The organism is Sulfidibacter corallicola, assembly GCF_017498545.1.
In the GTDB taxonomy this organism is placed as follows: Bacteria; Acidobacteriota; Holophagae; order Acanthopleuribacterales; family Acanthopleuribacteraceae; genus Sulfidibacter; species Sulfidibacter corallicola.
In genome coordinates, this window is record NZ_CP071793.1 from 7,328,330 (window position 1) to 7,354,563 (window position 26,234).

Sequence of the window (26,234 nt, forward strand, 5' to 3'; positions counted from 1 at the left end):
ACCTCGATGTTCGATAAATCACGATTATTGTGGAAAGTTGTTGACCGTGACTGTGACCAAGGTCCCCGATGCACAACGAAATCTTTTTCTTCGCCAGCTCCACGGTGCCGCCTTCTACCCCGGCACCTCCAAACGCGCCCTGAGTCGGCTGTTGTGGCGTGCCGGCGAGTACGGGTTCGCGGAGGCTGGAACCTCGATCCTGGAAGCGCTCAAATCTCGCTATCCGATGGTGTTGTATTGCGGGGCCTGGGCCGCGGGGCGGTGTGAGATCGATGGTGCTCGAACTCGTCTGGACTCGATTCAGCGAACGCAGCAACTTCCCGATTACGTTCGCTTCATGGCGGGAGAAGCGTGGCGCCATCTCTTGACGCCCGATGAGAAAGCGACTTTGCGAGACCGTGGGTTCGGTGATCTCCCGGCCTGGTTTCGCGAAGTCTGCCAAGAGCCCGATTCCTTCGTGATGCGATTCCGCGAAATGCTCTCGCAACAGGCGGGGTTTCATCACGCCGCTCTCATCTGGGATTTGTACCGGATCGACGATCCGGAAGATCGGCGGGTGCGGCATTGCCTGCTCGCCGCGCTTACGGAGTTGCCACTGCGACCCCCGCTCTTCCGATTCCTGCGGCGAATTTTCAAGGCGGCGATCTTCCGCGGCGATGCGGAAGTGTTCGGAATCCTCGCCTATCGTTTCGAAGTGGAGCGTGCGCAGCGGGTTTCGGGGTGGGGTTGGGTGACCGACGGGCCCCAGGTCTTCAAGGTCCGGCTGCCTGACGAGTTCGCCAAGGACGGTTGTAAAATCGGCTTTCTCTCGTCTTCCAAAGATTACTTGCGGCGCGCGTCCTGGCGCACGCTGAAGCGGATGGCCGAAACCGACGGTGCCACCTACGTTCGGTTTGCGGCGGAGCTGCTGCGTCACTATCGCGACGAAGACGGCAAAGAACCACGGAGCTATCGCCACTACGACGGCATCGAGGAAACCTGGCACGAAGTGGTGGCCGACCGTTTCGCCGCCTGTTTTCTGATGAACCAGGTCATCTACGGGCGGAGCCCGCGCTACCGGCGCCCCCCCGGCCGCCTTCACTGGCGCTGTCGCGGCGATTGGGTGCCCGGCGATGCACCGCCCGACGTGCGCGAGGAGGCCTTTCCCGAACTTTGGGATCAACGCCCCGATTTGTTGCGCATGCTTCTGCTGCGCGGTCGTTGCCACCGGGTTCACCAGTTCGCGGCAAAGGCGCTCGCCGATCGGGCCGACACGACCTGGACCCTGCAGGATCTGGTCGCGCTGCTGAACGGGCCCTTTCCGGAAACGCGGGCCCTGGGCTTCCACTTGGTGCGGCATCGCCATGCCGACCTGATCGATGAGCCGGAGATCGCCACGGCGTTGCTGTTGTGCCCGGAACCCGAGGCCCATCGCCTCGCACTCGATCGCGCGCCCGATCCCTCCTGGCCGGCCGGTCACCCAACCGTGGTGGTGCGTTGGGCGCTCAGCACCCATCGCGACGTTCGACGAGCCTGTCTCGACTGGCTGGCCACCAACCCGCTGCAGCCCGATTTCGCCGAACACATTTTGCACCGTCTGACCGTGCGGCTGGCCTCCGGCTTGTCCGGGACCCTCGAGACGGCCTGGGCTCGGGATGTGGCCGCGATCGTCGAAACCCTGGGTGAACGCGTCGAAGCCACGGGGGACCTGGCGCGGGCGGGCTTCGCGCCCAGTGAGACCGTCGCCTTGGAGATGATGGACCATCCTTGCGAGGACGTGGGACGCCTTGCCCTGAGGCTTTTGGCGCGTTTCGCGGCAACGCCCGAATCGCTTTCCGATGGCTTTTGGATGGCGGTCTGGCGGGCCGAGGACCGCTACGAATTGGGTTTGGACTTGTTGGGCCGCCTGCCGGATTCGGCACTCCTGCGTCACGCCGCCGCGCTGGTCTTCTTTTGCCGCGATTCGCGCGCGGCCGTTCGCGAGCGTGCGGGCCTGCTGCTGGATCGGCTGTATTCGATTTCCCCGGAGTGCCGCGAACTGGCGGTTCAACTGCTGTGCCGCGATCTGCTGCGGGCACCCGATTCGCCGGAGGCGCACCAGGCGCGCCTGGAGGTCCTGTGCGGTCCCCTGCAGTGCGGCCTCGTCGCGGTGGACGATGCCCTGCTGCGACGCCTCTTGGCGGTGCCCCATGCCGCGGCACACCGGCTCGCGGCACAGATCATCCGCCATTTTCGCGATGTGGCGGATTTCGAAGAGCGCGACCTGGTGCGGCTGGCGGATCACGTCTTGCCGGAACTGCGGGTGTTCGCGGCCTCGGCCGCCCTGCAGTGGTTCGAGCCGGAGACGCGACGTTGCTCCGCCGTCTGGGCATCGTTGTTGGACAGCGAATGGGAGGATACCTTCGAATTCGCCACGGCCCTCTTCGAAGAGCTTTTGGCGGAAGGCAAGCTGTCGGCCGATGCCTGGCTCGCATTGCCTCGTGCCAAAAGTGACCGGGGTCGGGATTTCAGCCGGCGATTGCTCGATTTCGCGCTGAATGACGTCGGATCTTGGCCGCATCTGGTCGAACTCGCGAATCGTGCATCGGGTGCGCTTCTCGAACGAATCGCCGTCCGGATGCTGGCCGAGGTGGACCGGGCGCCCAAACACGTGGCCGAATTCGGCCCCGTCATGGGTGCCCTGTTGACGAACCGCGCCGCTTCTGGAACATTGCGTCGCCGGGCCCTGGAACCGGTTTTGGACGGCATGGTCGGTGGCCGGTTGGCGCCCTCCGTCGGTTGGTCCTGGTTGAACCGCTTACAGAGCCGGCTGCCCGCCAGGCGGCGCGGCGAATTGGTCGCGGCCCTCGCGGCCAAAGGGCTGGTGTGGGCACCGGGCGCCAAGAAAAAATCTCCGCCTTTCGGGTTGATGGTACAGCGGGTTCCCGTTCCCGTTCGCGAAAGCCGGCGCGTCACGACCTGAACCGGCTCGGTGGCGTGCCCGTCACGCCGTCCATTCTTTTTCTGGATTTGATTGTCATGAAGATCGAAACGAACATGCGACGACGTCCCGGCTCGACCGTTCGGGACCTATCGAAACCGGGTGATCGGTGGCACCCCTTCTTTGGGCGGTGGGCACCGGTTAGGATAATGGCGAGGCTGGCTTCGGGCGCCGGTGCCGGGCTCGCTCGGAGCGAGTCGCGCGTTACCGTTTTCCAAAAATCCGTTTTGGGCTATGATGTGCGCACCCCGATCGGGGGATGCGACACCGACCGACCGCCTTGCATCCCGGATGGCGGATCGCCATCCCTGCTTTCAGCCACGACATGCATCACCGGCCGGCCTTTGGCACACCGGGGCCTTTTCCGAAATCCGCATTACGGTCTGAATTCCGTGAACTTAATGCGTGCTTTCGGCACGACCCCGCCGATGGCTGAGCCGTCCGGTTCCGAGAAGTCGACGAAGGTTTCGGGTCGGTGTCGCCCTTGCTCGGGCAGGGGAGGTGCGGTGCTGTGATCGATCCGCATACATCCCCCGACCCCTCCGGCTTCGCACCTTCCGGACCTGAAGCGTCTTCGGACCAAAGGTTGCCGACCGTCGATTCGCAGGACCAGGTGGTGGATCGCGATCTTTGTCTCGATCCCTTGCGAACCGAGTTGGAACAACGCCTGGGCGATGAGGCCCGGCGCCGACTTCGTCGTGAAAGGAACCTGGCTGCCCGACGGAGGTCCCGTACACCTCGACCCACGCCGCCAAGGGTCCCAACCCAAACGCTGACCTACCTCGGTGATCGCCTGAGTGGCGGGCTCCAAGATCGGCGCTCGCGACTGGATCGTCTGGCCGACCACCCCCAGTTGCCGGTGCTCCACGATGCCGATGACCTGGCTGCGGCGATGGGAATCGAGATTTCCGAACTTCGGTTCCTGGCGTTCGCGCCGACGCATTCAAGAGTGAACCACTACCAGCGATTCCTGCTGCCCAAGAAAACTGGGGGACATCGCCAGATTTCGGCACCGATGCCGCGCTTGAAGGCCGCCCAACACTGGATCTACCAACGGATTCTGGCTCAAGTTCCCGTCCACCGGGCCGCCAAGGGGTTTCTGCCCGGCCATTCGATCGTGGACAACGCCAGACCGCACGTGGGCGCCGACGTGGTGATCAACATGGATCTGGAGAACTTCTTTCCCACCATTACTTTCGCCCGGGTCAAGGGTCTCTTTCGCACCTTGGGGTACAGCGAGCAGGTCGCCACCATCCTGGGCCTGCTCTGTACCGAACCCGAAGTGGAGACCTACGAGTGGTTGGGCGAGCGATACCACGTGGCGCGCGGGCCAAGGTTTTTGCCCCAGGGGGCGCCTTCTTCGCCACCGGTCACCAACCTTCTGTGCCGGCGCCTGGATCGCAGGCTCGACGGACTGGCGCGAAGCCTGGGATTCCATTACACCCGGTATGCCGATGACCTGACGTTTTCCGGTTCGGGCGAGGCCACCGACCGGGTGGGCAAACTGCTGGGCAAGGCGCGCGACATCATCGAACACGAGGGTTTCAGGCCTCATCCGAAAAAGACCCGCGTTTTGCGAGCCGGCCGCCAGCAGGAGGTGACCGGCATCGTGGTCAATCGAAAGTTGTCTCTGGATCGAAAGACGTTGCGCCGGTTTCGAGCGGTTCTGTTCCAGGTCGAGCTCGACGGGCCCGCCGGCAAACGCTGGGGTAACGGCGGAGATCTGCTGGCTTCGTTGGAGGGTTACGCCCATTTCGTGCACATGGTCGACGCGGAGAAGGGCCGCGCGTTTTTGGATCGGGTCGAAGCCATCAAAGCGCGTTACGGATCGGATTCGATCGAGTTGTGAGGCATGCGGCAACGTCAATACCTCGGCTCACGGGCACTTCGAAGCGGTTTGTTTCGCGAGAATGAACCCCGATCGCGTTCTGATCCGGCGTGCGCCCAGCTCGATTTCGAGAATGAAACATCGCGAAGCGAGCCGCTTCGAAGAGCCTCCACATGCGCAAGAGACGTAAAGCCTGTAGGTTGAGCAGCTTGCTCAACCAGTCGTAGCAACCCAGGCAGCGACAATCAATTACGCCAAAGAGCGAAGCCGATCATTCTCCTCACGACCCCAATCGAAAGCCGTGAGGTCCAAAGTTCCCGCATCGGGAGAGCGGCGTCAGGCCTGTAGATTGAGCAGCTTGCTCAACCAGTCGTAGCAACCCAGGCAGCGACAATCAATTACGCCAAAGGGCGAAGCGCACCCTTCCCCGGATCGCGTTCCGATCCGGAGTGCGGGATCCCATGAATTCGCCGCTTCAGGGGCCGTCATTTCATAGTGATCGTCGCATCGAGTCGCGATGTGGAAGCGATGGGAACCGAAACTATGCGTTTCCGCTTGTGAAACTATGGATGATTCCTCATGGGGTAATAAAAGTGGTGCGCGTAAATGGACGAGACCGACGTTCGAGCGCGCGGGTCCTGCGGTCTACGGCAACGCAACCGGTGAAGCCCGATCGAGCGCCTTGTTCAGCCGGAAGAAGGCCCGATTCGCGCGCATCGTGGTCGACTCTCTCATGAAAATGGCTGTCCCGTTCGGGTCGGTTCTGTGTTAAGTGTCTTTAGTGCACTTGAAATATTGTATTTACGTTGAGGTTGTTAGGGCTCATCGGAAGATGAACCCTGTTGTAGAGCGATGCCCGGAAAAAAATACCGAGGCGACAAGGCGGTCGTTTCGCGCCACTGGAGAGGGAAAAAATCGGGCACATGCTGTCGCATCGACGAGCGACATAGGGCTTGCGAGCGTCCCTGAAACCCGAGCCGGATGAGGCGAAGCGTCTGAAAGGCACGGATTTGGATTCCGGCGCTGCCGGTTCGGAGGTGGGCTGTACGGGTGGATTTCGGCTGCGATCCGGGCTGCGTCGCGCATCGATGGATTGTCGCCCAGGGAGGACCAGCAAATAGGCCCGAGATTTGCTTTGTGATGTGGCATACGGTCTGTAAAGACATTCGGATTTCTGAATATTAATCATCGAATTGCATGTCAGAAGAATGGAGTCAAAGCCATCCACACATTGATCGGTTAGGATGCGAAGGCCGCCATGAATCGCCAATTCTTTCAATGAAAACGGCCGTTGAATCGCATCTCCATACTTTCATCAATTTCTTTGTTTAACCTAAGCACTGTTCCGCAAAGGGAGGGTTCCTTGAGTAAGTTGGAGTGGGCGAGTTCCGCCAAACGTCTTCTTCTAACGGTGGTGTTCACCGGAATCATGCTTCTGCCGAGTGCGTTGATGGCTCAGTCGTTCAGCGTCACCAATCGAACGTCCTCGGCATCCAATTTCGCCGAGAGGGACGGTTCGGTAACCGTCACCGTCGATGTCCGCAATACCGGTTCTCAGACCTTGACCAATGTCGTACCTCACTTAGTAGCACCCGCTTGTGCCGAATATCTAGGCTCGACCATTTTTAATACTACTTATCTTGGGTATGGAAGTTCGCAGGTGCTCGCGCCCGTACCTTCATGGGGTCCCAATACCACCCAGTCACTGACCTTCAACATCCATATGGTCGACAACAGTTTCATGTGCCCCGATCTGGGTCCGGCCAATCTTCCGGCCGATTGCTTGACGTTCGAAGTGGGGTTCACCCACGCCGCCAACCCCAACCTGGTTTTCGCGTCCGATTCGTCCAATCAATTGCGTTTCTCCAATCCTCCCGCCGATGGAATTCGGGTCGTCGACGTCATCTCCGACACCAACCCGGCGCCGCGGACGGAAGGCGGCGGTTGCAGCCTCTACAACTCCTCGAGCTGGACCGTCCCCATTCGCGACCAGGGCCTCAACCGCTCGCAGGTGGACAACACCAGCTATCGCCTTTTCCTGGGCATCGATTGGAACCTCAACGTCAACAACGTGCCCAGCGGCGAGAATCTCGAGTGGTGGAACGGCCTCGCTTCCTTCCAGTATCCCCTCGGTAACTCCTATTACGACCTCTGGGTCGCCCTGGTGCGCGAGGAAATCGCGATGATCGACCCCTCGACCCAAATCTTCGACGCTTCCAATCGCCTGTTCCCCCAACGCGAGTTGGGCGGGCATGGTCTCTTCAACCAAATCGACTGTGACAGCGAGACTTGGAACTTTTTCGACATTACCGAGCAAGAGGTCAACGGTCAGACGGTACGCGAAGTCCTGACGTCCCCGGTTTCCATTCCGGTCCGTTTCCAGCAACGCAACACCCGCGTCAATTTCCGATCCGCCGCACTGTACGTGATGAACGTCAACGGCTGTACCCAAGCCTCGGCGTTCGGGGATATCGCCAATCTGAATGCGTTCCAGTTCACCCAATTCGCGATGGACGAGGACGGCAACGCCGAAGCCGCGGTGAGCGTTCCCGCGGCCTGGCGATCTGGGAATCAGTTGACCGGCAGTTACACCATCGAGTGGTACTATCGCCAAACCGACAGTTTCGCCCGGGCTACCCGCATCGGTGGCGGTACCACCGACCCCCGCGCCCTGAGCACCGATCTGAGCCTGCCTTCCGGCGAGCCTGGCGAATACCAGATCGAAGCGCGCATCAAACACAGCTCGGGTGCGGTGATCTCGGTCGTCTCGCCGGCCCACGGTTTGACCTATCAATCACTGGTGGAGCCGCTCTTCCTGGACGCCGAAGATCCCATCGCCGACACCTACCTGGACTTGGGCGAGATTCTCGAACAACCGTTCAGCTTCCGCAACGACACGGGCGCCAACGCCACGGTGCGCATCACCTTGGGTTCGGTGAGTCCCGCCGACGCGCAGATCGCGTTCGGCACGGACAGCCAGGGCCTGGTTCACGGGGCCTGTGCCGACAGTCGCCAGGTGATCAGTGTGGGCGTAAACAACGGATCGACCTTGAATCTGGGGCTCTGGTACCGCCTGCTGCAGTTGTCGCGGGAATGCGAGTCCCTGCGGTTCTCGATCGACGTGGCCTATACCCAGGGCAGCTTCACCTCGAGCTACAAGCAGACCTTCTCCGTGTTGGGCAACTGCCAGGACGAGGCCGCCAAGTGGTTTGAAAGCGACTTCGAAAAGGCCGGCGCCACGGTGCCCGACAATCCCTTCAACGTGGACCTGGACGGCCTGCTCGCGTTCTGGGGTTTCTGTCCCAACACCCCGCTCGCGTTCCCCGTGTTAGGGCAGGGCAACTACCGAATGCGTTGGTTCGACGGTGCCGAAAGCCTGTGCAGCGATGCCCCCGAAGCGGGTGTGAACGGCGCGGTCTGGGCCGATCCCGATCTCACCGAGACAGGCGATATCTTCGTGGAAATTCGCGATCTCGACAACGATGTCACGCGGGTCTATCCCTTCCGAATCGTGGTGGTCGACGTGTTGCCGGCCCGCGAGGACCTGCTGCCTCGTTGGCGCGAATCCACCAACGACGACGTGGACATGAACGGCGACGGTTTCGTCGACCTGCTCGACATGCTGATTTTCTATAGCGCAGGCGGCTGCGGCCGCTGAGTGCCTCGCTCTCGAAGGAACCTCGATACATGAGAGGCCGGGTCTCGTACCCGGCCTTTTTTATTGCCGAGTCTGCCTTTGGGCAAAAAAAAGGGCACCGGCTCGTCGCCGGTGCCTGGAATGAGAAGGTTGGGAGGTGTTCCCGTGCCCGTTGATGAGGTTTGGTGAAGGGACTCACCGGTTCGTGAGGGTTGGGGCACGGAACTGCTTTGAGGAGAAGCACGTGATCGCTCAAGGAGTAAAGGGATCACGCGTTTGGCTTCTGGTGAGGTAAACCATCGCCGTTCTCAAGTAGTAGGGCGTGGGATCGCGAAAAAAAGTGCCGCCTTTTTTCACATTTTTTGGAGATGAGATTCAGCCTCGGTTTCCTTGGGGAGGGCCCGAGTCGGAGTGGCTGTCCGAACCGGATTCGAGGAGGGGAGAAACTCTTTGGCATCGGGCTCACGCAGGAATCAGAAATCCACTGCCCTCAAATTCGAGTTGCGTTAAGGTTGCGCAAGTAGGGGAGTTATGGCCCAAAGTTGAGTTCCGGGGCGGCGTCGTCGAAAAGAGGAAAGAGACACAGTTTGTCACAAAACGCGTGTTCCACTATCTCTTTCGGGTCTCGGACCTTTCGAGGTGGATGGGATTCCGGAGGGGCCCACGCAAATCTTTCACGGACGAGAAATCCATACCCAAGGATGGGACCATGCACATTACCTCCGCCGCCATTCAGCTCGGCAGCGGCAGACAATATGCCGAGCAACGCCAGGAGCGCGAGTCCCTGCGCATCCGCCAGGGGAACCGCACCCTCGACTTTCAACGCGAATCCACCAGCCTGACCGCCTTTCAATCGCGCGAAAACCTCGTTTTCGGTCGACTATCCGACCGGATGGAGCTTTCGGGTCAGGCTCGGCGAGCCGCAACCCAGTTGCGCGATCAGGCCGCCGAGGATCTGATGGATGTCGCCGAACACACCGTGACGACCAAGGAAGAACTGGTCAAGGTTCTTTTGGAAAAGATCCTGGGCAGTAAATTCAAGGTCAAGGAATTCGAAGAACCCGAAACGGATACCGAAGAACTGGCATCCCAATTCGGGCTCGGTCCCGCCGAATCGGGCAACGGTCCCAGTGGACCGGCTGGCCCACCCGGATTCGGTTTGGCCTACGACTATCACGAATCCTATCTCGAGACGGAACGAACCGCCTTCCAGGCCTCCGGCACCGTGAAGACGGCCGACGGTCGCGAGATTCAATTCGATCTCGATCTCGAGATGTCGCGTGAGTACTATACCGAGCAGAACCTGTCGATCCGCATCGGTGAACAACTCACGGATCCCCTGGTCGTCAACTTCGGCGGGGGTACCGCCCAACTCAGCAACGCGCGCTTCAGCTTCGATCTGGACTCGGACGGCACCGAAGAGGAGATGCATTTCCTCGCCGGAGGAAGTGGGTTCCTCGCCTTGGACTTGAACGGGGATGGCAGCATCAACAATGGATCCGAGCTGTTCGGAACCCAATCCGGTGACGGGTTCGGCGATCTGGCGGCTTATGACGAAGACGGAAACGGCTTCATCGACGAAGGCGATTCGGTATTCGACCAGCTCCTGCTCTACAACAAGGATGCGCAGGGCACGGATCGGCTGCAATCGTTGGCCGACCAGGGCATCGGCGCCATCTACCTGGGCAGTGCCTCCACCGAATTCAGTCTCAAGGATACCGACAACCAAACGCTCGGCCAGGTGCGGCGCAGCGGTGTGTTCCTGCGGGAGAACGGCAGTGTCGGCTCCGTGCAACAAGTGGATTTGGCCACTTTTGACGGAGACGAACGCAGCCAGGACGACGCAGGCGAATCCGGTGCGCTCGACGCGGTCGGTGCCGCAACCGACGCCGACCAGGAAGCTCCGCCCTTCTTGGATCTGAGTGTGTAACCCTTGCCCATCCAGAACGGAATGCCGCCAAGCTTGGCTTGGACCGCCTGGATGGGCAATGATCCCGCCAAAGGCGGACCATTGTGCGCATGTGGGCGGTCGCGTCGGATGCCTCGATCGTCTCATCTTCTGGGTCGATTCGTCCGCGGTGTCCGCTTGAATTTGCGGTCGGGTTTCGAGCCCGGTTCGCGTCGGCTCAGACCGGTGGCACGAACGACGCCCGCATGGCCAACAGCGGCTCGCGGCAGTGGCAGCCTTCCAGATGATCGTTGACCAGACCCATGGCCTGCATGAACGCATAGGCCGTGGTGGGGCCCACGAAACTCCAGCCCCGTTTCTTCAAATCTTTGGAGAGTGCCGTGGATTCCTCGGTCTTGGCCAGTTTGGAAAGGGTGGCGTAGGTGAAGGATGTGGGCCGATTTTCGGGTTTGGGCTCGTAACGCCAGAAATAGGCGCCCAGTGATCCGAACTCCGCGCGCAGGGCCTTGGCGCGACGGGCGTTGTTGATGGTGGACTCGATCTTGCGGCGGTGACGTACGATCCCGGCGTCTTCCAGCAGTCGCTCGACGTCCGATTCACCGTACTCTGCGACGGTGTCGATGTCGAAATTGGCGAACGCGGCGCGGAAATTTTCCCGTTTACGCAGAATGGTCAGCCACGACAGGCCGGATTGGAAACCCTCCAGGCATATTTTCTCGAAAAGGGTGCGGTCGTCGCTGACCGGACGGCCCCACTCTCCATCGTGATAGGCGATGTACATCTCGTCCTTGGCGCCCCACCAACAACGGGTCAAGCCATCGTTTCCACAGTGTAGGCCTTCCTTCTGCTCCGTCACGTTCGCGTCTGTCACCTGTGATCCTCCCCGTAACATCTTTCAAAGCAGATCTATCAAATCACATTCACGCGCCCTGAAGAGCACAAATTCGGGTTCCGATACCGTACCCCGGGCGAGGGGCCCCACAAAAGAAGAGTGCCGCGCCCGGTGAGACACCGAAACGCGGCACGATTGGATCATTCACGCTTGTGACCGCTCATGAGGGTGGCGGTCAGTTCCTTGACGATATCGCCGCTGCCCATGATGAAGGTCGACTCGGTTCCGTCCATGACCTTCTCCAGGGTTTCCAGCTCGCGCAGACGCATCAAGGTGGGGTTCTGGGCGTACAGTCGGGCCGTGTTGGCCTGGCTGCGCGCGGCGGCGGTTTCTTCACGCCGACGAATCAAGTCGGCCTCGGCCCGTTTTTGGGCCTCGGTGACCTGGTTCAACAGGTGTTTCATGTCGCCGGGCAGGATGATGTCGCGGACACCGGCACTGATCACGTCCAGACCCAGGCCGGCGGCGTGCGCCTTCAGGCTGGCCTCGATCTCACCCCCGATGGCGTGTTTGTCCGCCAGCAAGTCGTCCAGCGGACGGGTGCCGACGGCCGCCCGCAAGATCATTTGCGCGGTGCGGTACAGCGCCTGGCTGTAGTTCTCCACCACCACGGCGGCCTTGATCACCTCGACCACGCGGTAGTTGACCAACAGGTTCAGTCGCAGCGACACCTTGTCGGCCGTCATGATTTCCTGGCCACCGATGTCCAGGTACTGCTCCTGAACGACGACACGGGTCATGGCGATCTTGCCGACGTCCTTCCAGTAGACGTGCTGACCCGGATCCAACACCACCTCGACCTGACCGTCGCGCGTGAGAATCACGCGTTCCGAACTTTCGACGATGATGCGTTCCAGGTGCAGTCGGCTTTCGGGCAAGGTGAAGATCGCGTCCATCGAGGCGTGCTCGAAGGGCACGGGCCCGATGTCCAGGCGTTCGACTTCGAGAACGCCCGCATCCTTCCAGAACGCGTGGCGGCCGGGGCCGAGGAACCAGCGAACGCGATGGTCCAACCGGACGATGGCCCGCTCGCGATCACCCAGCTCGATGACTTCCAAATAGGGCTTCAGAAGTTCGTCGCGGACCAGCGCATCGAAACGCGGGTGGGTGAAGCGGGTGTTGGCGGTGTTGATCACCAGGCATTCTTCTTTTGGAAAACGCGCACGCAGCCAATGGCTTCCGGGCGCCAAAACGCGCGCGAGATCGCCTCGCCGGAAGACGAGGCCCAACTGACCCTTACAAATATGAATGTTCCGCAACATGTCGAGAACTCCTGACACGCCTTTCGATACACCGCAATGGTGTCGAACGGCTTCTGATTGAATGTTGAGATGGATGGTGGTGCGCCTTCGCGAACCACGGTTGAATGGGCGGTAGGGAAGGGGAGGCGGCGAAGAGGTCGATCGGATTCTGGGGACAAGTCCCCGGCGCGGGGCGCGGCGACGGATCACTTCGCTCGAATCGGCGCACCACGACTCGAGACGGGCGGCTCCCGAAGGAGACCGGCCGCCGGAGAAGGGCGGTCCTTTTCGATGTCCGTAACCCGATGTCACCGTGCCGCAGGGCGCCTGAATCCGTTCCCGCGTCACCGTTCGGCTCGGAGACCAGGTCTTCAAACCGAATCGGTGCCGCTCGGATCGAGGTGCTCTCCACCACCAAGAAAAAGTTTCGGAGTTTCAGTCCGAGGTTGACGAGTCGTTATCCTAAAACGATGTCTGGTTGACGAGATTGGAGTTGAACCAATGCCACGCAGGTTTTCAATCTGCTGCTCTATCCACTGAGCTACACGCCTGAGGGTGAAAAACAGAAGCCTTGGAACCCGTTCGCGGAACACACCGACCTGATTCGCAAAGAAAGGGAGTGCGCCGCCGGAAACTCCAGCCTTTCGCCGGGAAAACGCTAAGGCATGGCTGATGCCAAGCCTCGCTCGATGGCCTGAGTTTTCAGGTAACATTATGAAAAAAATGGGGTTATGGTGCGTGGGTGGATACTGGTCAGAATCGCCGGGTCTGCGGGAATGGCGCTGCCCATATAGGTGATTAGCCGTTTGTATCGAAATGTAACATTCTGAAACATTTTGACCGAGCCCCCGGCCCGCGGCATCCAACAAAAAAGCGGATCGCAATCCGCGATCCGCCGTTGGGTACTGAGTTTGTTGGTGTTGCCCGGAATGGACGGGTCTGGAATCAGGGCACGTCGATGCGTGCGACCGGAACTTCCATGCAGCCGATCATCTCGAGGATGTCGTACTGCGGCCACATGGGCATGACCTGCCCCATCGTCGGACAGGCTTCGCTTCCGTCGCACTCGCTGCTCTGGAAAACCAGGAAGTCGTCGACCCACCAACCGGTGGAGGCGACTGAGCTGTCACAGGCCATGCGCCAACGGAACACGACGCTCTGGCCTTCGAAGTCGCTCAGGTCGACGGTTTCCTTGATGTACCCGCCCGAGTTGCCGGTAAAGGCTTGGCGACCGCCGATCGGGCTGTTGTAGGAGGTACTGATGGTGCCCGTGTAGCCGTTGCCCTGGAAGCGTTCTTCGTTGGCCGGGATGGCGCCGCCATCGCCGGCGAGGATGTCGTGCCAGGTGGTGCCGCTGTCGACCGAGTACTCCAACACGCCGCCGTCATAGGTGTTCTCGGTGACGAAATTGTGGTGGAAGCTCAGGGTCGGTGAGGTGCCGGCCTGGAAGGTCATGGCCGCGCTGGTGACCAGCATCTGGTCCTTGATGACCTCTTCGTCGCTGGCGAACCAGGCGTGACCGCCGCCGTGACCGCCGCTAGCGTCGCGGTTCCAGATCGCGGTGCCGGTGTCGGCCGAACCGGTTTCCAGGGTGAAGGTCGCGTTGTCGGTTTCCACGTCGTCCTGTAGCAGGGTGGCGTCCGGACCGGAAGGCGTGGCCGCGATTTCGACCCTGTTCAAATCCTCGTTGCCGGTGCAGTTGGTGCCGCTGACGTCGTCCTCGGCGCGAACCAGGTAGTAATAGGTAGTCAGCGAATCGACCTGGACATCGAGATAGCTGCTGCCGGTGATGCAGGAGGCGATCCGGTTGGCCGGGCTCGGCGTGAAGCCGGAAACCGTGTCGCGGTAGATGTTGTAGGTCAGGTTGTCACCGCAGTAACCGGTGGCGGCGTTCCAGCTCAGCATGACGCTGCACTGTTCCTGTTCCTGGTTGACGGCCGCGACCAATCCGGCGAAGCCCGGCGGACGGATACAGGCACCGGTTGCGGTTTCGGTGATGCAGTTGCTGCTCTCGGTTTCGCAGAAGCCGGTTTCGTCCTTGGCGCGGATGGCGAAGGTGTAGGTGGTGCCGCCGGAGACGGTCTGGTCGGAATAGCTGGTTTCGGTGAGGTTTTCTGCCACCAGTTCCCAGGTGTCGGACGCGCAGCCGTCGTAGCTGCGGTAGACGTTGTAGTGGGTGGCGCCACTGGCGGCCTGCCAGGTCAGGTCGATGCGGTTGTCGCCGTTGTTCTGGCCCTGGAGGCCGGAGGGCGTGGCCGGCATGGTGCACAGGCAGGCCTGGGGTTGGGAAAATCCGTTGGTCGGGCTGGTGCTGTCGGAGCCGCCGCTGACGGCATCCTCGCCCAAACCGAACTCCGCGAAGGCGCGCCACAGGGTGCAGACGTCCTCGCCGCCGTGGTTGTCCAATGCGGCCGAGATGATGCCGTCGCGCACATCGGTGAAGGTGGGGTTACAGGCCGAGTTTTTCAGGCCCTCCATCACGTAGAGCATCATGCGCTGGTTCCCGGCGGTTCCGGTCGCGTTGTAGAGGTCGGGATCGAACCCGTGCTCGTCGACCAGTGCCCAATAGGCTTCCCAAGCGGCCTGGGCCCAGACTTCGCCGACGCCGTGCGGGACGAAGGCGCCGTCGATGCTTTCGTAAGTGTGGGTGTTGATGCCAGGGTCGGTGCTGTAGGGTTGGGTGCGGATGCCGGGGCCGTCGGGCGCCTGATAGAGGGCGAAGGTACCTACGCCGCGCCGATCGGTACCCAGGTCACCCACTTCCGCGGTGAAGAACAGCGACCACCAGTCGCTCAAACCTTCACCCGGTTGCTGGCGGTTGAACAGGCAATCGGTCGTGTTGGGTCCGCCCACCAAGCGGTTCGAGATGCCGTGGCCGTACTCGTGAACGACGATGCCGCTGTCGAAGTCGCCGTCGCGGTTCGGGGTCTGGTCGGTCCAGATGAACATCTGCATGCGGGGCCGCGAACCATCGGGCGGGGTGGCGAAGTTGGCGTTGTTGGCGTTGCCGATTTCGCGACCGTCCATACTTTCGGCCTGAACCGCGTCGTTGCCCTGGCCGGCATCCGAATAGTTGGTTTGCTGAAAGTTGCCGCCGGCCTCGTCGAAGCCGTACTGGTAGGCGACGTCGTGAATGATGTTGTTCCAATAGAACAGGTTCACGACCGATGCTTCCATGTTGGTCTGGGGCGTGGCGTTCAGATCCAGCGAGGGTTCGAAGACCAGGTCCTGGCCGCCGTCGGGCTCGTCGCCCGAACTGCTGTTGTTGTTGCGGGGATCTTCGTACGCATGGACGTTGTTGCCACGGGTGATGGTGTGTTCGGCACCGGGCTCGCCATTGGTGTCGTGCCAGCCGAAGGGAGAAGCCGTGGCGTCCGCGGGATCCTCAACTACCACGCGGGCGTCCTCGGGCGGTCCCGGCGCCGTGTGAATGGGGCTCTCCACCGGCATCGGGTAGACCTTGTAATTGTCGGAAGCCACCCAGTCCACGCGGGTCCACACCTTGGACTCGACCGCGTCGATGTTGAAGTTGAAGACGTGCTGGCCGTTGGGCAGCCAGGCCGCGAAATTCCACACCAGGCGAACCCGGCCCTTGCTGATTGGCAGCCACATCAGGCCCGCCTCGATCGGTTTGGTCGAAAGCGCGGCGGACTGGAGGACCGTACGTTGGGTGGGACCCTCGGCGGGGCTGGTAACTGTCGGCGGCTGAAATTGATCCAGCTCCAGGCTGCGGGCCGAAGCTCCCAGGGCCGAAGCGGCGTCGATGGCCGGCGTCAAACTGTTGACGTGGCCCGCCAAGTTGCGGACGAAGGCGTTGTTGACGCTGATGATGCGGCCCTCGCGGTTGACGTTGACGTGCAACTGCCCGTTGAACACCGGAATCCCGCGATGCATCTGGCGCAGGTAGATGTGGGATGCGCCGGTGACCGCCGAGAACACGTTGTCGGTCACTTCGTATTCGGCCATGTCGGCGCTGTCCAGGCCCAAGGCGGCCAGGTTGGCGTCGATGTAGGCCAATGCGATCTGCAGGTGGTCGCCGGTTTTGGGTGAGGTCAGGTACTCGGTGTTGCTCACGAGACTACGGGTGACGCCGGTGCGGGGATCGATGGAGTAGCGGAAGCCGTTGACCTTTTGGCCCAATCGCGTCAGGGCTTCCTGTTGGGTGCCGACCAGTTCGGTACGCTGGGTTTCCAGTGCAGCGGGTCGGGCGTCGATGTTGCGGTCCTCATGTTTGGGGTGGCTTCCCGGACGGCTGTTGAGCTGAGCCATCAGGGAAAGGAAACAAGTCAGGCCGGTCACCATGCCGGCCCGTGCAAGCCATTGGAATTTCAAGATATAATCTCCCTCGGTGAAGCAGAATGATCCTCTGATGAACAATCGCAAGATATACCTTCCCCATGAGAATGCGGGCCGACCAAAGGAGTCGGCCTATCGGGGAAAAAAGAGCGAGTCGAAAAAGCGACGCTTTGGATTGTATGGAGGACTTGCAATTAACCGACGATCATATGGGGTCACCTGGAAAAAATCAAGCGATAGAAGACGGTAGTGTGAGAAGTTTCGCCGTTGAGATATAGTAAGGCTGATTTGAGAAATAATTTCAAAAGATAATGTAATTCGATATGTGTACGCGTGGTCTTGTTTGTAAATTTGTTATTTGTTTTTATTTGGATATGACATTTGTTTTTGATGCAGGAAAAGATCTGTCGAGGTTGGTGCTCCGTGTGAAAAAATGCCTCCATTGGGCTCTTCCGGATCTGAAAAAGGAATTCAGGTTCATGTCTAACACTTTATTTTGTAGAGGTTTGGAAAGAAAATGCATTTTTTTTGACTTTTCTGTCACGCGCCGCATCGCTACCTCGTCTTGTCTCCGAACACCCGGAAGACCGGGTACAACACATCGGAGGAATCCACATGAATGCACAAGTCGTTTCCAAGCTCGATGCCCGTGAAGCCCTGAATGAAGTCACCGCCATGGAAGCCCACGTGGGGCAAACACTCACCTATCTCCGCGATCTCGCCGAACACAACACCGAAGGCCTGGCCAAATTCCTGAACTTCATGCCGCTCGCCTATCACCGGGCCGAAGCCAGCAACGAAGAATTGGCCGTGGTCAAGTTGGCGACGATGGTAAACGAGGACTGCGGGCCCTGCCTGCAAATCAATATTCGCCTCGCCATCATGGCGGGCGTCAATCCCGAGCTGGTTCGGGCGGTGGTCGAAGGCCGGGTGGACGACATTCGCGATGACGGATTGCGTGCGCTTTACCACTACGCCAACGCGGTCGTTCGCAATACGGCCGACCTGGCCGAGCACGTCGACAAAGTGGAGACGATGGTGGGTTCGACCCGTCTGGGGGATCTGGCCATCGCGATCGCCTCGGCACGTGTGTTCCCCACGCTGAAAAAGGGCATGGGCCACGGGGTATCCTGCAGTGTGCTCAACTTCGATTTCGAACCGGAATCGGAACTGTGAGCGTTGGCCTGCAACAGGGCACGCGACATCCTGGAACGGGGGTGGTCGTCCCCGGGCGGCCACTTCGCTCCGGGATGTCCGAGCCGGAGGGTTCGGCACCCTGCCGGAAACAGGTGCCCGACCTGTGGTATCGATCTCGAGGTTGTCGCTTTCAGGTCCACCTCTAGTCCCCATCCAGGAACGGAGGGGTGGTGACCGCCGAGATCGTTCGCCTGGATGCGTACGGCATCGGGTATCAGGCGTCAGGTTTCGGCAAGGATCTTATTTACTGGTGATTAGCTGGAATTTATAACCTGGCGGCCGAAACCGCATCACGTCGAGGTTCCCGCCGATTCAGAGCACACAACTGATAGACCGCTGTTTCTGGATGGGTACCAGTTATCATGAAGAATCAATGGTTTCCGGTTCGCCCGGATGAGGAGTATCTATGAATGCCAAAACGGACGACGCGCCCTTTTCGATCGACGAGCAGAACCGCAGAACTTCGGTCTTCGAGGCCCATCGATCGATGTTGATGGGCCTGGCCTACCGAATGACGGGATCCTGGGCGGATGCCGAGGACGTGGTGCAGGATACGTGGATGCGCTGGGAAGCTTCGGCTCCGGAGCAGGTCGCTTCCGCTTGGGCCTGGCTGGCCCGAACCGCTTCGCGATTGTGCCTGGACCTGATGAAATCCGCCCGAAAGAAGCGCGAAGTCTATACGGGGCCCTGGCTACCCGAGCCGGTACCCGACCTGATCCCCGGCGAGACGGCCGCCTCGGAGCGGGGATCGATGGTGTCCTACGCGCTGTTGGTGGTGCTGGAGCGGTTGAGTCCCTTGGAGCGAGCCGTGTACCTGCTGCGCGAAGTCTTCGAGTTCCCCTATGGGGACATCGCCGAGTGGCTCGAGATCCGGGAGGATCACGCGCGTCAGGTGGGCCGCAGGGCCCGCAACCGGTTGGGAACCGGCACACCGATCCGAAAGGCGAAACCGAGCCATTTGGAAGAATTGCTGAATCGATTCCTACGAGCCACCCATGAAGGTGACTTCACCGATCTGCTGGCCCTGTTCCACCGCGATGTGGTGATGTTCGCCGACGGCGGCGGCAAAGTGCCCAGCGCGCTGCGTCCGGTGTACGGTTCGGATCGCGTCAGCAAGTTCTTCGTGGGGCTGGCGCGCAAGCGGTCGGAAACGCTGACGCACAGCATCGATTGGGTGAACGGCGCCCCGGCGATGATCTTCCGCGAAGGTCCCCTGACGGGAACCGTGCTCATGCTGGACGTCGACGGCGATCGGGTTCGGACGGTCTACGTCATGCGAAATCCGGACAAACTGGAACTGTTCCAGGGGTAATTGGTGGCGAGGCCCGATCAGGTCTCGCCCTACTTGCCGAACACCCCGTTCAATCCCAGGGAATTGGCCAAGGGTCGGAAGCGGGGATCGGCGTGCAGGCGATCCAGCCGGGGATCCACCTCGAGAAACACCAGCCAGGTGTCGGCGTGGGCCTGATCCAACCAGGTGAAAGCCTCGTCGATCGATCCCAACTGAGCGCAGTACATGGCCATTTCCAGGGCATATCCCGAGGGATCGCCCTGGACTTCCCGCAATCGCTTTTCCTTCTGGACGGAAAGCGCATCGAACCAGGCCCGTCTGGGGTTGGGGCCGTCCAAAAATGCCGTCTCGGTCTCGCTCCAGCCGTCCAGGTGTAGCGATTTGCGCAGGGTGTAGCAGGCCTGCTTGTAGAGACCCAATTCGAAATAGGCCTGGGCCAGGCCGCCCATCGCCCAACCGTAGTGCTCGTTGCGGGCGAGCGTTTCCTTGAAGGCCGTCACCGCTTCCTCGGGACGATCGGCGAACAGAAAGTACCAACCCAGATCCGAACGCAAGCTGAGCGAGACCGGGTCGAGCCGCAGCGAGGTCTCCATGGCCGCGATCGCCTCGTCGTGGCGATTGCGCGCCGAGAGCAGGCCCGCGTACCAGTGATAGGCCATGGCGAAACCGGGGTTCAGGTCGACCGCTTTCCGGAAATGGAACTCGGACTGCACGAAATCGCGATCGTGGTAGAGCAGGGCGAAGGCCAGGGCGTTGTGGGCCTCGGCCGAGTCCGGATCCCGTTGCAGGCCTTCGTGTGCGGTGGACTTGGCCAGTTCGAAGGCTTCGGCCTGGTTCATCTTGGACGTGAAGGCGAGCAGGTTGTAGGTGTCGGCGAGGCCCGCGTACACGATGGCCGCATCCGGTGAAATGGTCAGGGCCTCCTCGAAATGGGCCACGGCCCGTAGGTAGGCGTCGCCGTTGAATTGGAACCAGGCGTTCCGACCCCGCAGGAAGGCGTGGTAGGCGCGGGTGTCGGCCAGGCTGGCGCGGGCGATGGCGGGCATGGCTCCGTCGAGGAGTTCCAAGGTCAGCGTCTTGGCCACCTGGTGTGCGACCCGGTCCTGAATGGCGAGCATGTCGCCCGGCTCGAAGTCGTAGTTTTCGGCCCACAGGTGGGTCTGGTCCGCCACCTGAATCAACTGGGCGGTGATGCGACCCCGGTTGCCGCTGCGACGCAGGCTTCCTTCCAATATATAGTGGACCCCCAGCTCCTGGCCGATTTCCGCGATGGTCTTGGGCGCGTCGCGGTAGGTCATGGCCGAGATCCGCGAGATGACGCCCAACCGTTCCGGCTGCAGGCGGCCCAGATGGGTGATCAGTTCCTCCGTGAGGCCGTCGGCGAAATCGTTCTCGCGCGCGTCGCCGGTGTAGTTCTGGAAGGGAAGGACCGCCAACATGATTTTGCCCTCGGGTGGGTTGGCGACGGTCGCCCTGCCGCGCCAAAAGGCGGCGACGCCGAGGACGACCAGGACCAACGAAACCGTGAGGTACGGCCAAGGCCCGCGCGAACGGCGGCGAGGCTTCGTTCGCGCGGGGTTGGGGGCCGCTGTTTGGGCATCGGCTTGGGTCGGTGGGGGTGCGGTCGGTTCCGGCGGGACCGGCACCTGCTCCTCTTCTTCCCGGTTGGCCGTGTGGGGTTCCTCTTTCTCCGGCGAGGGTGGCGCTTGGACAAGGTCGATCATCTCGACCGGCACGATCAAGCGATAGCCCTTGCGAGGGATCGTTTCCACGTAATGGGGATCGGCGGCCTGATCGCCCAACGCGTCGCGCAGTCGCTTGACCGCGGCGTTCAAATTATTCGAGAAATCCACGTGGGTGTCCTCGGGCCAGAGCCGCTTTTGCAAGGCGTCCCGGGTCACGACCTCGCCTTCGTGGGCGGCCAGTGCCTGAAGCACTTGGCCCGGCTTGTCGTGGAGCCGAATCGTCCCCGCGGGACCGGCCAGGTCGCCGGAGGCGGGGTCGTATTCGAATTCGCCAAATTTCATTTTCACGTGAACGGTCATGAAGGGATCCCGAAATGAACGGCTTCGCTGATCGGGGAAGCCTCGCGCTTCGGCGCGATTTGGGTTCCCGTGAGGTCGAACGGGAAACCGGGCCGGAGCCGTGCGACGAGGTGCGGCCGTCCGAAACTGCCTGACAGAAAAGCTCGGTGGACGCCCTCATTTTATCCCAATCGGCGGTGATTGGGGGATCGAACCAAATCCTTGAGATAAAGAGGTAAACACATTTGAATAAACCAGTTACGTTTTTCCTTTCAGTCATTTAAGAAACGTTTAAGACGCATTTAAGGGCCCCGCCATCGCCAGGCTCGGCCGCGCCCGCCTAATCTGGCTGCAACCCAACCGCATTTCGGTTCATTTCCAACCTTCGGGAGGATTTCCGATGAAGTACGCCATTCAGGCAGTCCTGATGATTCTGTGTACGAGCCTGTCGGTGCCGTTGACGGCCGGCACGCTGACCCAACCCGTCGCCAAACGGGTCCCCGTTTCCAACGAGTATCACGGCCACACCGTGGTCGACCCCTACCAATGGCTGGAGCAGATGAGCGACGATGCCGTCCGATCCTGGGTCATGGATCAGGACGCCTTCGCCCGCCAGTTCATCAAGAACGTGCCCGGCCGCGAGGGGCTGCGGGCCCGGTTGAAGCGCATCAACGACGTGGCGCGTATCGGGCGCGCCACCTTGGCCGGCGGCAAGCTGTTCTTCGCCAAATCCCGTCCCGGTGTGGGAATTCTCTCCGTGTGGGTGCAGCCCGAGGGTGGTGAGGCGCGTCGCCTCCTGACCCGCAACGGGGTGGAGAAAGGCTCCGTCCTCAAGGGGTTCGTGCCCAGTCCCGACGGCCGTTACTTGGCCTATTACTTCGGCCCTTCTTCCTCCCGCTGGGTGCGCATCAAGATCATGGACCTCACCCGCGGCGCGGTGCTGGGCGAGGTCGTCACCGGCCTCAATACGCGCATGGCTTCGCTTACCTGGGCGCGCAACAGCCAGTCCTTCTATTACGAGCGCTTCAAGCTCCCCAAAAAGGGCGGCGAGCTGACCGAGACCTTCCACTATCTCGGAATCTATCAGCACCGCCCCGGTCAACCCCAGGCCAAGGACCAGCGCATATCCGTCGGCGAAGGTGAAACCAATTGGTATTTCGCCAAGAGTGTGCTCGGCGAAGGCCGGTACCTGGTACAAATCGGCCGAAACGACAAGCTTCGCGTGGTCTCCATTCGCGAAGAGGGCCGCGAGGACGCGACATTTCGGGAACTGTTCCATCTCCACGATCCCGTCGGTTTCGTGGGCGACTACCGCGGGCTGTTGTACTTTCAGACCAACGATGGCGCCTCGCGCGGACGGATCGTGGCCGTCGATCCCAAATCGCCGGAGCCCGAGCATTGGAAAGAGGTGGTCCCGCAGTCGGAACACACCCTCGTCAGCGCCTCGCTCGAGGGGGATCGGCTCCTGCTCTCCTATCGCGTCCACGCCCGGCCGGAACTGCACATCCAGAGCCTGAGCGGCAAGCGAATGAAAGTCCCGATTCCCAACGGCGGCTTCTTCGGCGTCGGTCCGGGTGCCTACGGCGACGGCCTGGCCACCATCGGCAGCAGCAGCCTGGTGGATCCTGGCAGCATCTACCGCCTGGATGTGAAGCGCGGCAAGGTGACCCTGTTGGCGCGAACCGAGAGCAGTCAGGACCCGGACGATTTCGTGATCCGCCAGGAGTTCTTCCAAAGCAAGGACGGCACGCGGGTGCCGATGTTCATCGTCGAGCGCAAGGGCGCCGACAACAAGGAGCCGGGACCGCTGTTCATGTACGGCTACGGCGCGGGGAGCTGGTCGGCCTTTCCCTGGTACCAGCCGCACCTGGTGGCGTGGCTGGAAATGGGCGGACGTTACGCGCTGCCCGGCTGCCGTGGTGGCGGTGAATACGGCGCCACCTGGCACCAGGCGGGCATCCGCCACCACAAGCAGAACGGCATCGACGACTTCATCGGCGCGGCCGAACACCTCATCCGCAAGGGCTACACGACCAACAAGCTGCTGGCCATCAACGGCGGCAGCGCCAGCGGGCAATTGGTGGCCGCGGCCCTGGTTCAGCGGCCCGACCTGTTCGGTGCGGCCCTGATCGAATGGCCCGCGATCGACATGTTGCGGTTCAAACAGTACCCCGGTGGCAAGTACTGGGTCTGGGGCAACGGCGATCCCGACGTGGCCGAGGACTTCGCGGTACTTCGCAAATGGTCGCCCTATCAAAACGTGGCCGAGGGGACCTGCTACCCACCGACGATGCTGTTGCTGGGTGAAAAGGACGAATCGACCGTGGCCGCCCACGGCTACAAGTTCCAGGCGGCCCTGCAGCACGCCCAGCGCTGCGAGGCACCGATCCTGACCCGCATGATTTGGGATGGGGGCCATTATCAGTACGGCAATCACGAGGAGCAGACCCTCGATTCCTGGATCGACATCCTCTCGTTCCTGATCAAGGTGCTGGACATCGATACCACGTCGTCTTGATCGCGGCTTCCGGAAACGACAACCTCGTCCTCGACCTTTGTGCCAACGCCCGCGAGGGCCAGCCCGAGCAAGTTACCGAACCAATTCGGTTGCAACTCCGCCCCTGATATCTTAAGGTTCAAGTCCTGAAGAGCGGGTGGTGAGTTGCAACGCCGGTTTTTGATTTGGATGGGCTGAGGTTCAAGGGTTTTTATGTCGAAGGTGGTGCAGGTCGTTTCCGGACCCTTGGAGGGCATATCTTACGTGGTGGGCGAGGCCGAGCCGTTGTCGATCGGCCGCAGCAAACACAACCACATGATCATGGGTTACGACCCGTGGATTTCGGGCAATCACGCGCTCGTCAAGCTGGTGGACGACGAGCTTCACTTGATGGACATGAATTCTTCCAACGGGTCCTTCGTCAACGGAAAAAAGGTTTCGCCCAACAAGTTCGTGCCGGTCGACGATTTTTTCGTGGTGGGATCGACGGTCCTGCGCATCGCCTCCGGTGCCAAGCTGGTTCAGGGCAAGCCGATGCCGCTGCGGCGCCCGCAGATGGAGGCCTATGCCCAGCACCCCCTGCTCCAGGAGGCGGTGGCCCAGGCGGAACGACGCGATTCGCCGATGGTCGGCACGCTCCACCTGTTTCTGGCCATGCTGGAGAGCGAGCAGGTAGAGGTGTTCCGCTTCCTCCAGTCGCTGAAATACGACGTGGCCAAGCTCCGCCACCGCATCGACAAGTTGCACCTCTTCGAAGGCAACCTACGCTGGATCAACGACTTCCTCGTGTACCAGTACAAGATCACCAAAAAGACCGAAACCGTGATCTCGCCGATGGTCCAGGCCATGATGGAACAGGTCATCCGCCTGGGGGACAGCGAGTGGCTGCCGCACCTGAAGTTGCTGCTCAGCGATACCTTCAACCTGCTTTTTCCGCTTTTGGGCATTCAGGAAAACGAATACGAGGACGAAGATCCGCTGGAGTGCACCGACAAGGTCACCCTCACGCCCTACGACAGCGACGTCAAGGAGATCATTCTGCCGGCCCGGTTCTGGCGCCATTTCGATCACGCCCTGCGGCAGACCCGCGTCGTGTTGCTGACGGGCCGCAAGGGGACCGGCAAGACCACGATCCTCAAACAGTGTTTCCACGCGCTGCCCAAGGTCGACATTTCGCTGTTCAAGGCGCAGAACAAGCGGCTGTTCGATCCGCAGATGTTCGCGATCTTCAATGAAATGGAGTTCCTGGGCAGCTACCTGCGCAATCTCGAATCCGACCTACAGGATTCGCTGACGGTCGGCATCGATCATTTCGGGTTCCTGGTGCGGTTAATGGAGTCCCAGCAACGCGATCCCCAGGCGCTCATCCACGCCGTGCACCGCCGTCCGCACGCCACCGTCCTGGCCATCGACTCCAATTTGCTGCCCGCGATCCAAAGCCGGTTCTCCTCGGTGACCGTGGTCCACCTGGACGATTACCTGGGCAAGGTCGATCGCGACATCATGACCAACCTGGTTCAGGAATTCGAGCGAATCACCAAGTGTCGCATCTCCGAAAAGGCGCTGAAGTACCTGCGCCGTACCTTGCTGGTTCGCCACAACTTCATGGCGTTGGAGAGTTTTTTCGATTTCTGCGCGACGCGGTTGGAGCAACTGAGTTTTCTCTACGCGGAACTCTCGTTCGGGCCCGAGGCCAACCGCAAGACCTTGTCCTGCAATTTTTTCAGAGCGATGTTGGAGGATTGGGATCAGGCGCGTTTCGGCGCCGGTTCTCTACTGCCGGGCAACCACGACAGCCACATCACCGGCAAGCAGGTCGCCATGACCGATCGTTACCCCAGCCTGCGCAACCAGGAGGGGGCCCTCTACCTGCGGATGGCCAGCATGCTGCGCGCCTTTTTGGAGAAGCGGTTCGGTGCCGAAATGGCGCGCGACGTGTTGGACGTCCTCGAGGACAAGGAGCAGGCCGACCGCGAAGACGCGCTGAAAGAGCGGCTACGGGTGCTGTTGGATTCCTTCGGCGAGGCGTTCACCCTGTGGTTTCGCGACTTCCAGCAGGAGATCGGGCCGCGCGCGCTGGAGAAGGTGGTCGCGGTAAGTGACGATGCCGAAGCGCTTTGGGCCGAGTACGACTACCGCTTCGGCCTGATGGACGAGCTGTTTGTCTCCGAGAAGTTCTTCGACACGGCCGGCAAGATTTTCCTCCAACGCATGAACGAGATCTGATCCGCGGCTCGCGGCGGGTGAAGCAGTCTGGGACCAAAGCTGAGTGTGCCCGCTTGGGCCATTCGCATGCCAAGAGATGCGTCGCCAAGGACCGGTGCGGCCGGGCAGGCTCTTCAGGGGTGGTAGGTCCTCCGGGTGGCTTGAAGGAGGCCCTGGCCGGTTGAGTCGGGCTGGACCGCACCTACATCGGTTCATTAGAGCCACGAACAAACGGGGCGGGCGTTCGGCTCGATTTCG

At 61.1% G+C, this 26,234-nt stretch carries 12 protein-coding genes and 1 tRNA gene; 8 read left to right on the forward strand and 5 right to left on the reverse strand.

Annotation, left to right across the window (positions count from 1 at the left end):
- Positions 1–40 precede the first annotated feature (40 nt).
- The 4 genes from J3U87_RS22620 (at position 41) to J3U87_RS22635 (ending at position 10,354) form a co-directional block, all read left to right on the forward strand.
- The gene (locus tag J3U87_RS22620; RefSeq protein WP_237378045.1) at positions 41–2,941 is read left to right on the forward strand and encodes a hypothetical protein; all 2,901 of its coding nucleotides are present in this window, start codon (positions 41–43) and stop codon (positions 2,939–2,941) included.
- Positions 2,942–3,545: 604 nt separating this feature from the next.
- A complete protein-coding gene (locus J3U87_RS22625; protein WP_237378046.1) occupies positions 3,546–4,808 on the forward strand; it encodes a reverse transcriptase family protein in 1,263 nt (420 codons plus the stop codon).
- A gap of 1,639 nt (positions 4,809–6,447) precedes the next feature.
- Positions 6,448–8,445: a hypothetical protein gene (locus J3U87_RS22630; protein ID WP_237378047.1), complete on the forward strand. Its 1,998-nt coding sequence runs from the start codon at positions 6,448–6,450 to the stop codon at positions 8,443–8,445.
- Between the two features lie 688 nt (positions 8,446–9,133).
- A complete protein-coding gene (locus J3U87_RS22635; RefSeq protein ID WP_237378048.1) occupies positions 9,134–10,354 on the forward strand; it encodes a hypothetical protein in 1,221 nt (406 codons plus the stop codon).
- Between the two features lie 196 nt (positions 10,355–10,550).
- Here the strand turns inward: J3U87_RS22635 and J3U87_RS22640 are convergent, their stop codons facing one another.
- From J3U87_RS22640 to J3U87_RS22655, 4 genes are all read right to left on the reverse strand, one after another.
- Entirely contained in the window at positions 10,551–11,225 is a 675-nt protein-coding gene (locus J3U87_RS22640; protein WP_420038220.1) for a DNA-3-methyladenine glycosylase I, read from the reverse strand.
- 140 nt (positions 11,226–11,365) lie between these two features.
- Positions 11,366–12,487 carry a slipin family protein gene (locus J3U87_RS22645; RefSeq protein ID WP_237378049.1) on the reverse strand — a complete coding sequence of 374 codons (1,122 nt, stop codon included), beginning with the start codon at positions 12,485–12,487 and terminating at the stop codon, positions 11,366–11,368.
- A gap of 454 nt (positions 12,488–12,941) precedes the next feature.
- Positions 12,942–13,017 (reverse strand) — tRNA-Phe (locus J3U87_RS22650).
- A 394-nt stretch (positions 13,018–13,411) separates the two neighbouring features.
- Positions 13,412–16,798: a M36 family metallopeptidase gene (locus J3U87_RS22655; protein ID WP_237378050.1), complete on the reverse strand. Its 3,387-nt coding sequence runs from the start codon at positions 16,796–16,798 to the stop codon at positions 13,412–13,414.
- Positions 16,799–17,377: 579 nt separating this feature from the next.
- Between J3U87_RS22655 and J3U87_RS22660 the strand changes: the two genes are divergently transcribed.
- Together J3U87_RS22660 and sigJ are read left to right on the forward strand one after the other, a co-directional pair.
- The gene (locus J3U87_RS22660) at positions 17,378–17,938 is read left to right on the forward strand and encodes a carboxymuconolactone decarboxylase family protein (RefSeq protein WP_237378051.1); all 561 of its coding nucleotides are present in this window, start codon (positions 17,378–17,380) and stop codon (positions 17,936–17,938) included.
- Between the two features lie 427 nt (positions 17,939–18,365).
- Complete coding sequence (sigJ, locus tag J3U87_RS22665) at positions 18,366–19,271, forward strand: RNA polymerase sigma factor SigJ (protein ID WP_237378052.1); 906 nt, start codon at positions 18,366–18,368, stop codon at positions 19,269–19,271.
- 29 nt (positions 19,272–19,300) lie between these two features.
- Here sigJ and J3U87_RS22670 read toward each other — a convergent pair whose 3' ends face one another.
- A complete protein-coding gene (locus J3U87_RS22670) occupies positions 19,301–21,295 on the reverse strand; it encodes a winged helix-turn-helix domain-containing tetratricopeptide repeat protein (protein ID WP_237378053.1) in 1,995 nt (664 codons plus the stop codon).
- Between the two features lie 379 nt (positions 21,296–21,674).
- Here J3U87_RS22670 and J3U87_RS22675 point away from each other — a divergent pair, with 379 nt between their 5' ends.
- Positions 21,675–23,792, forward strand: coding sequence for a prolyl oligopeptidase family serine peptidase (locus tag J3U87_RS22675; RefSeq protein WP_237378054.1), 2,118 nt, complete (start codon positions 21,675–21,677; stop codon positions 23,790–23,792).
- A 192-nt stretch (positions 23,793–23,984) separates the two neighbouring features.
- On the forward strand, positions 23,985–25,997 hold the full coding sequence (locus J3U87_RS22680) for an FHA domain-containing protein (RefSeq protein ID WP_237378055.1): 2,013 nt from the start codon (positions 23,985–23,987) through the stop codon (positions 25,995–25,997).
- Positions 25,998–26,234: the final 237 nt, after the last annotated feature.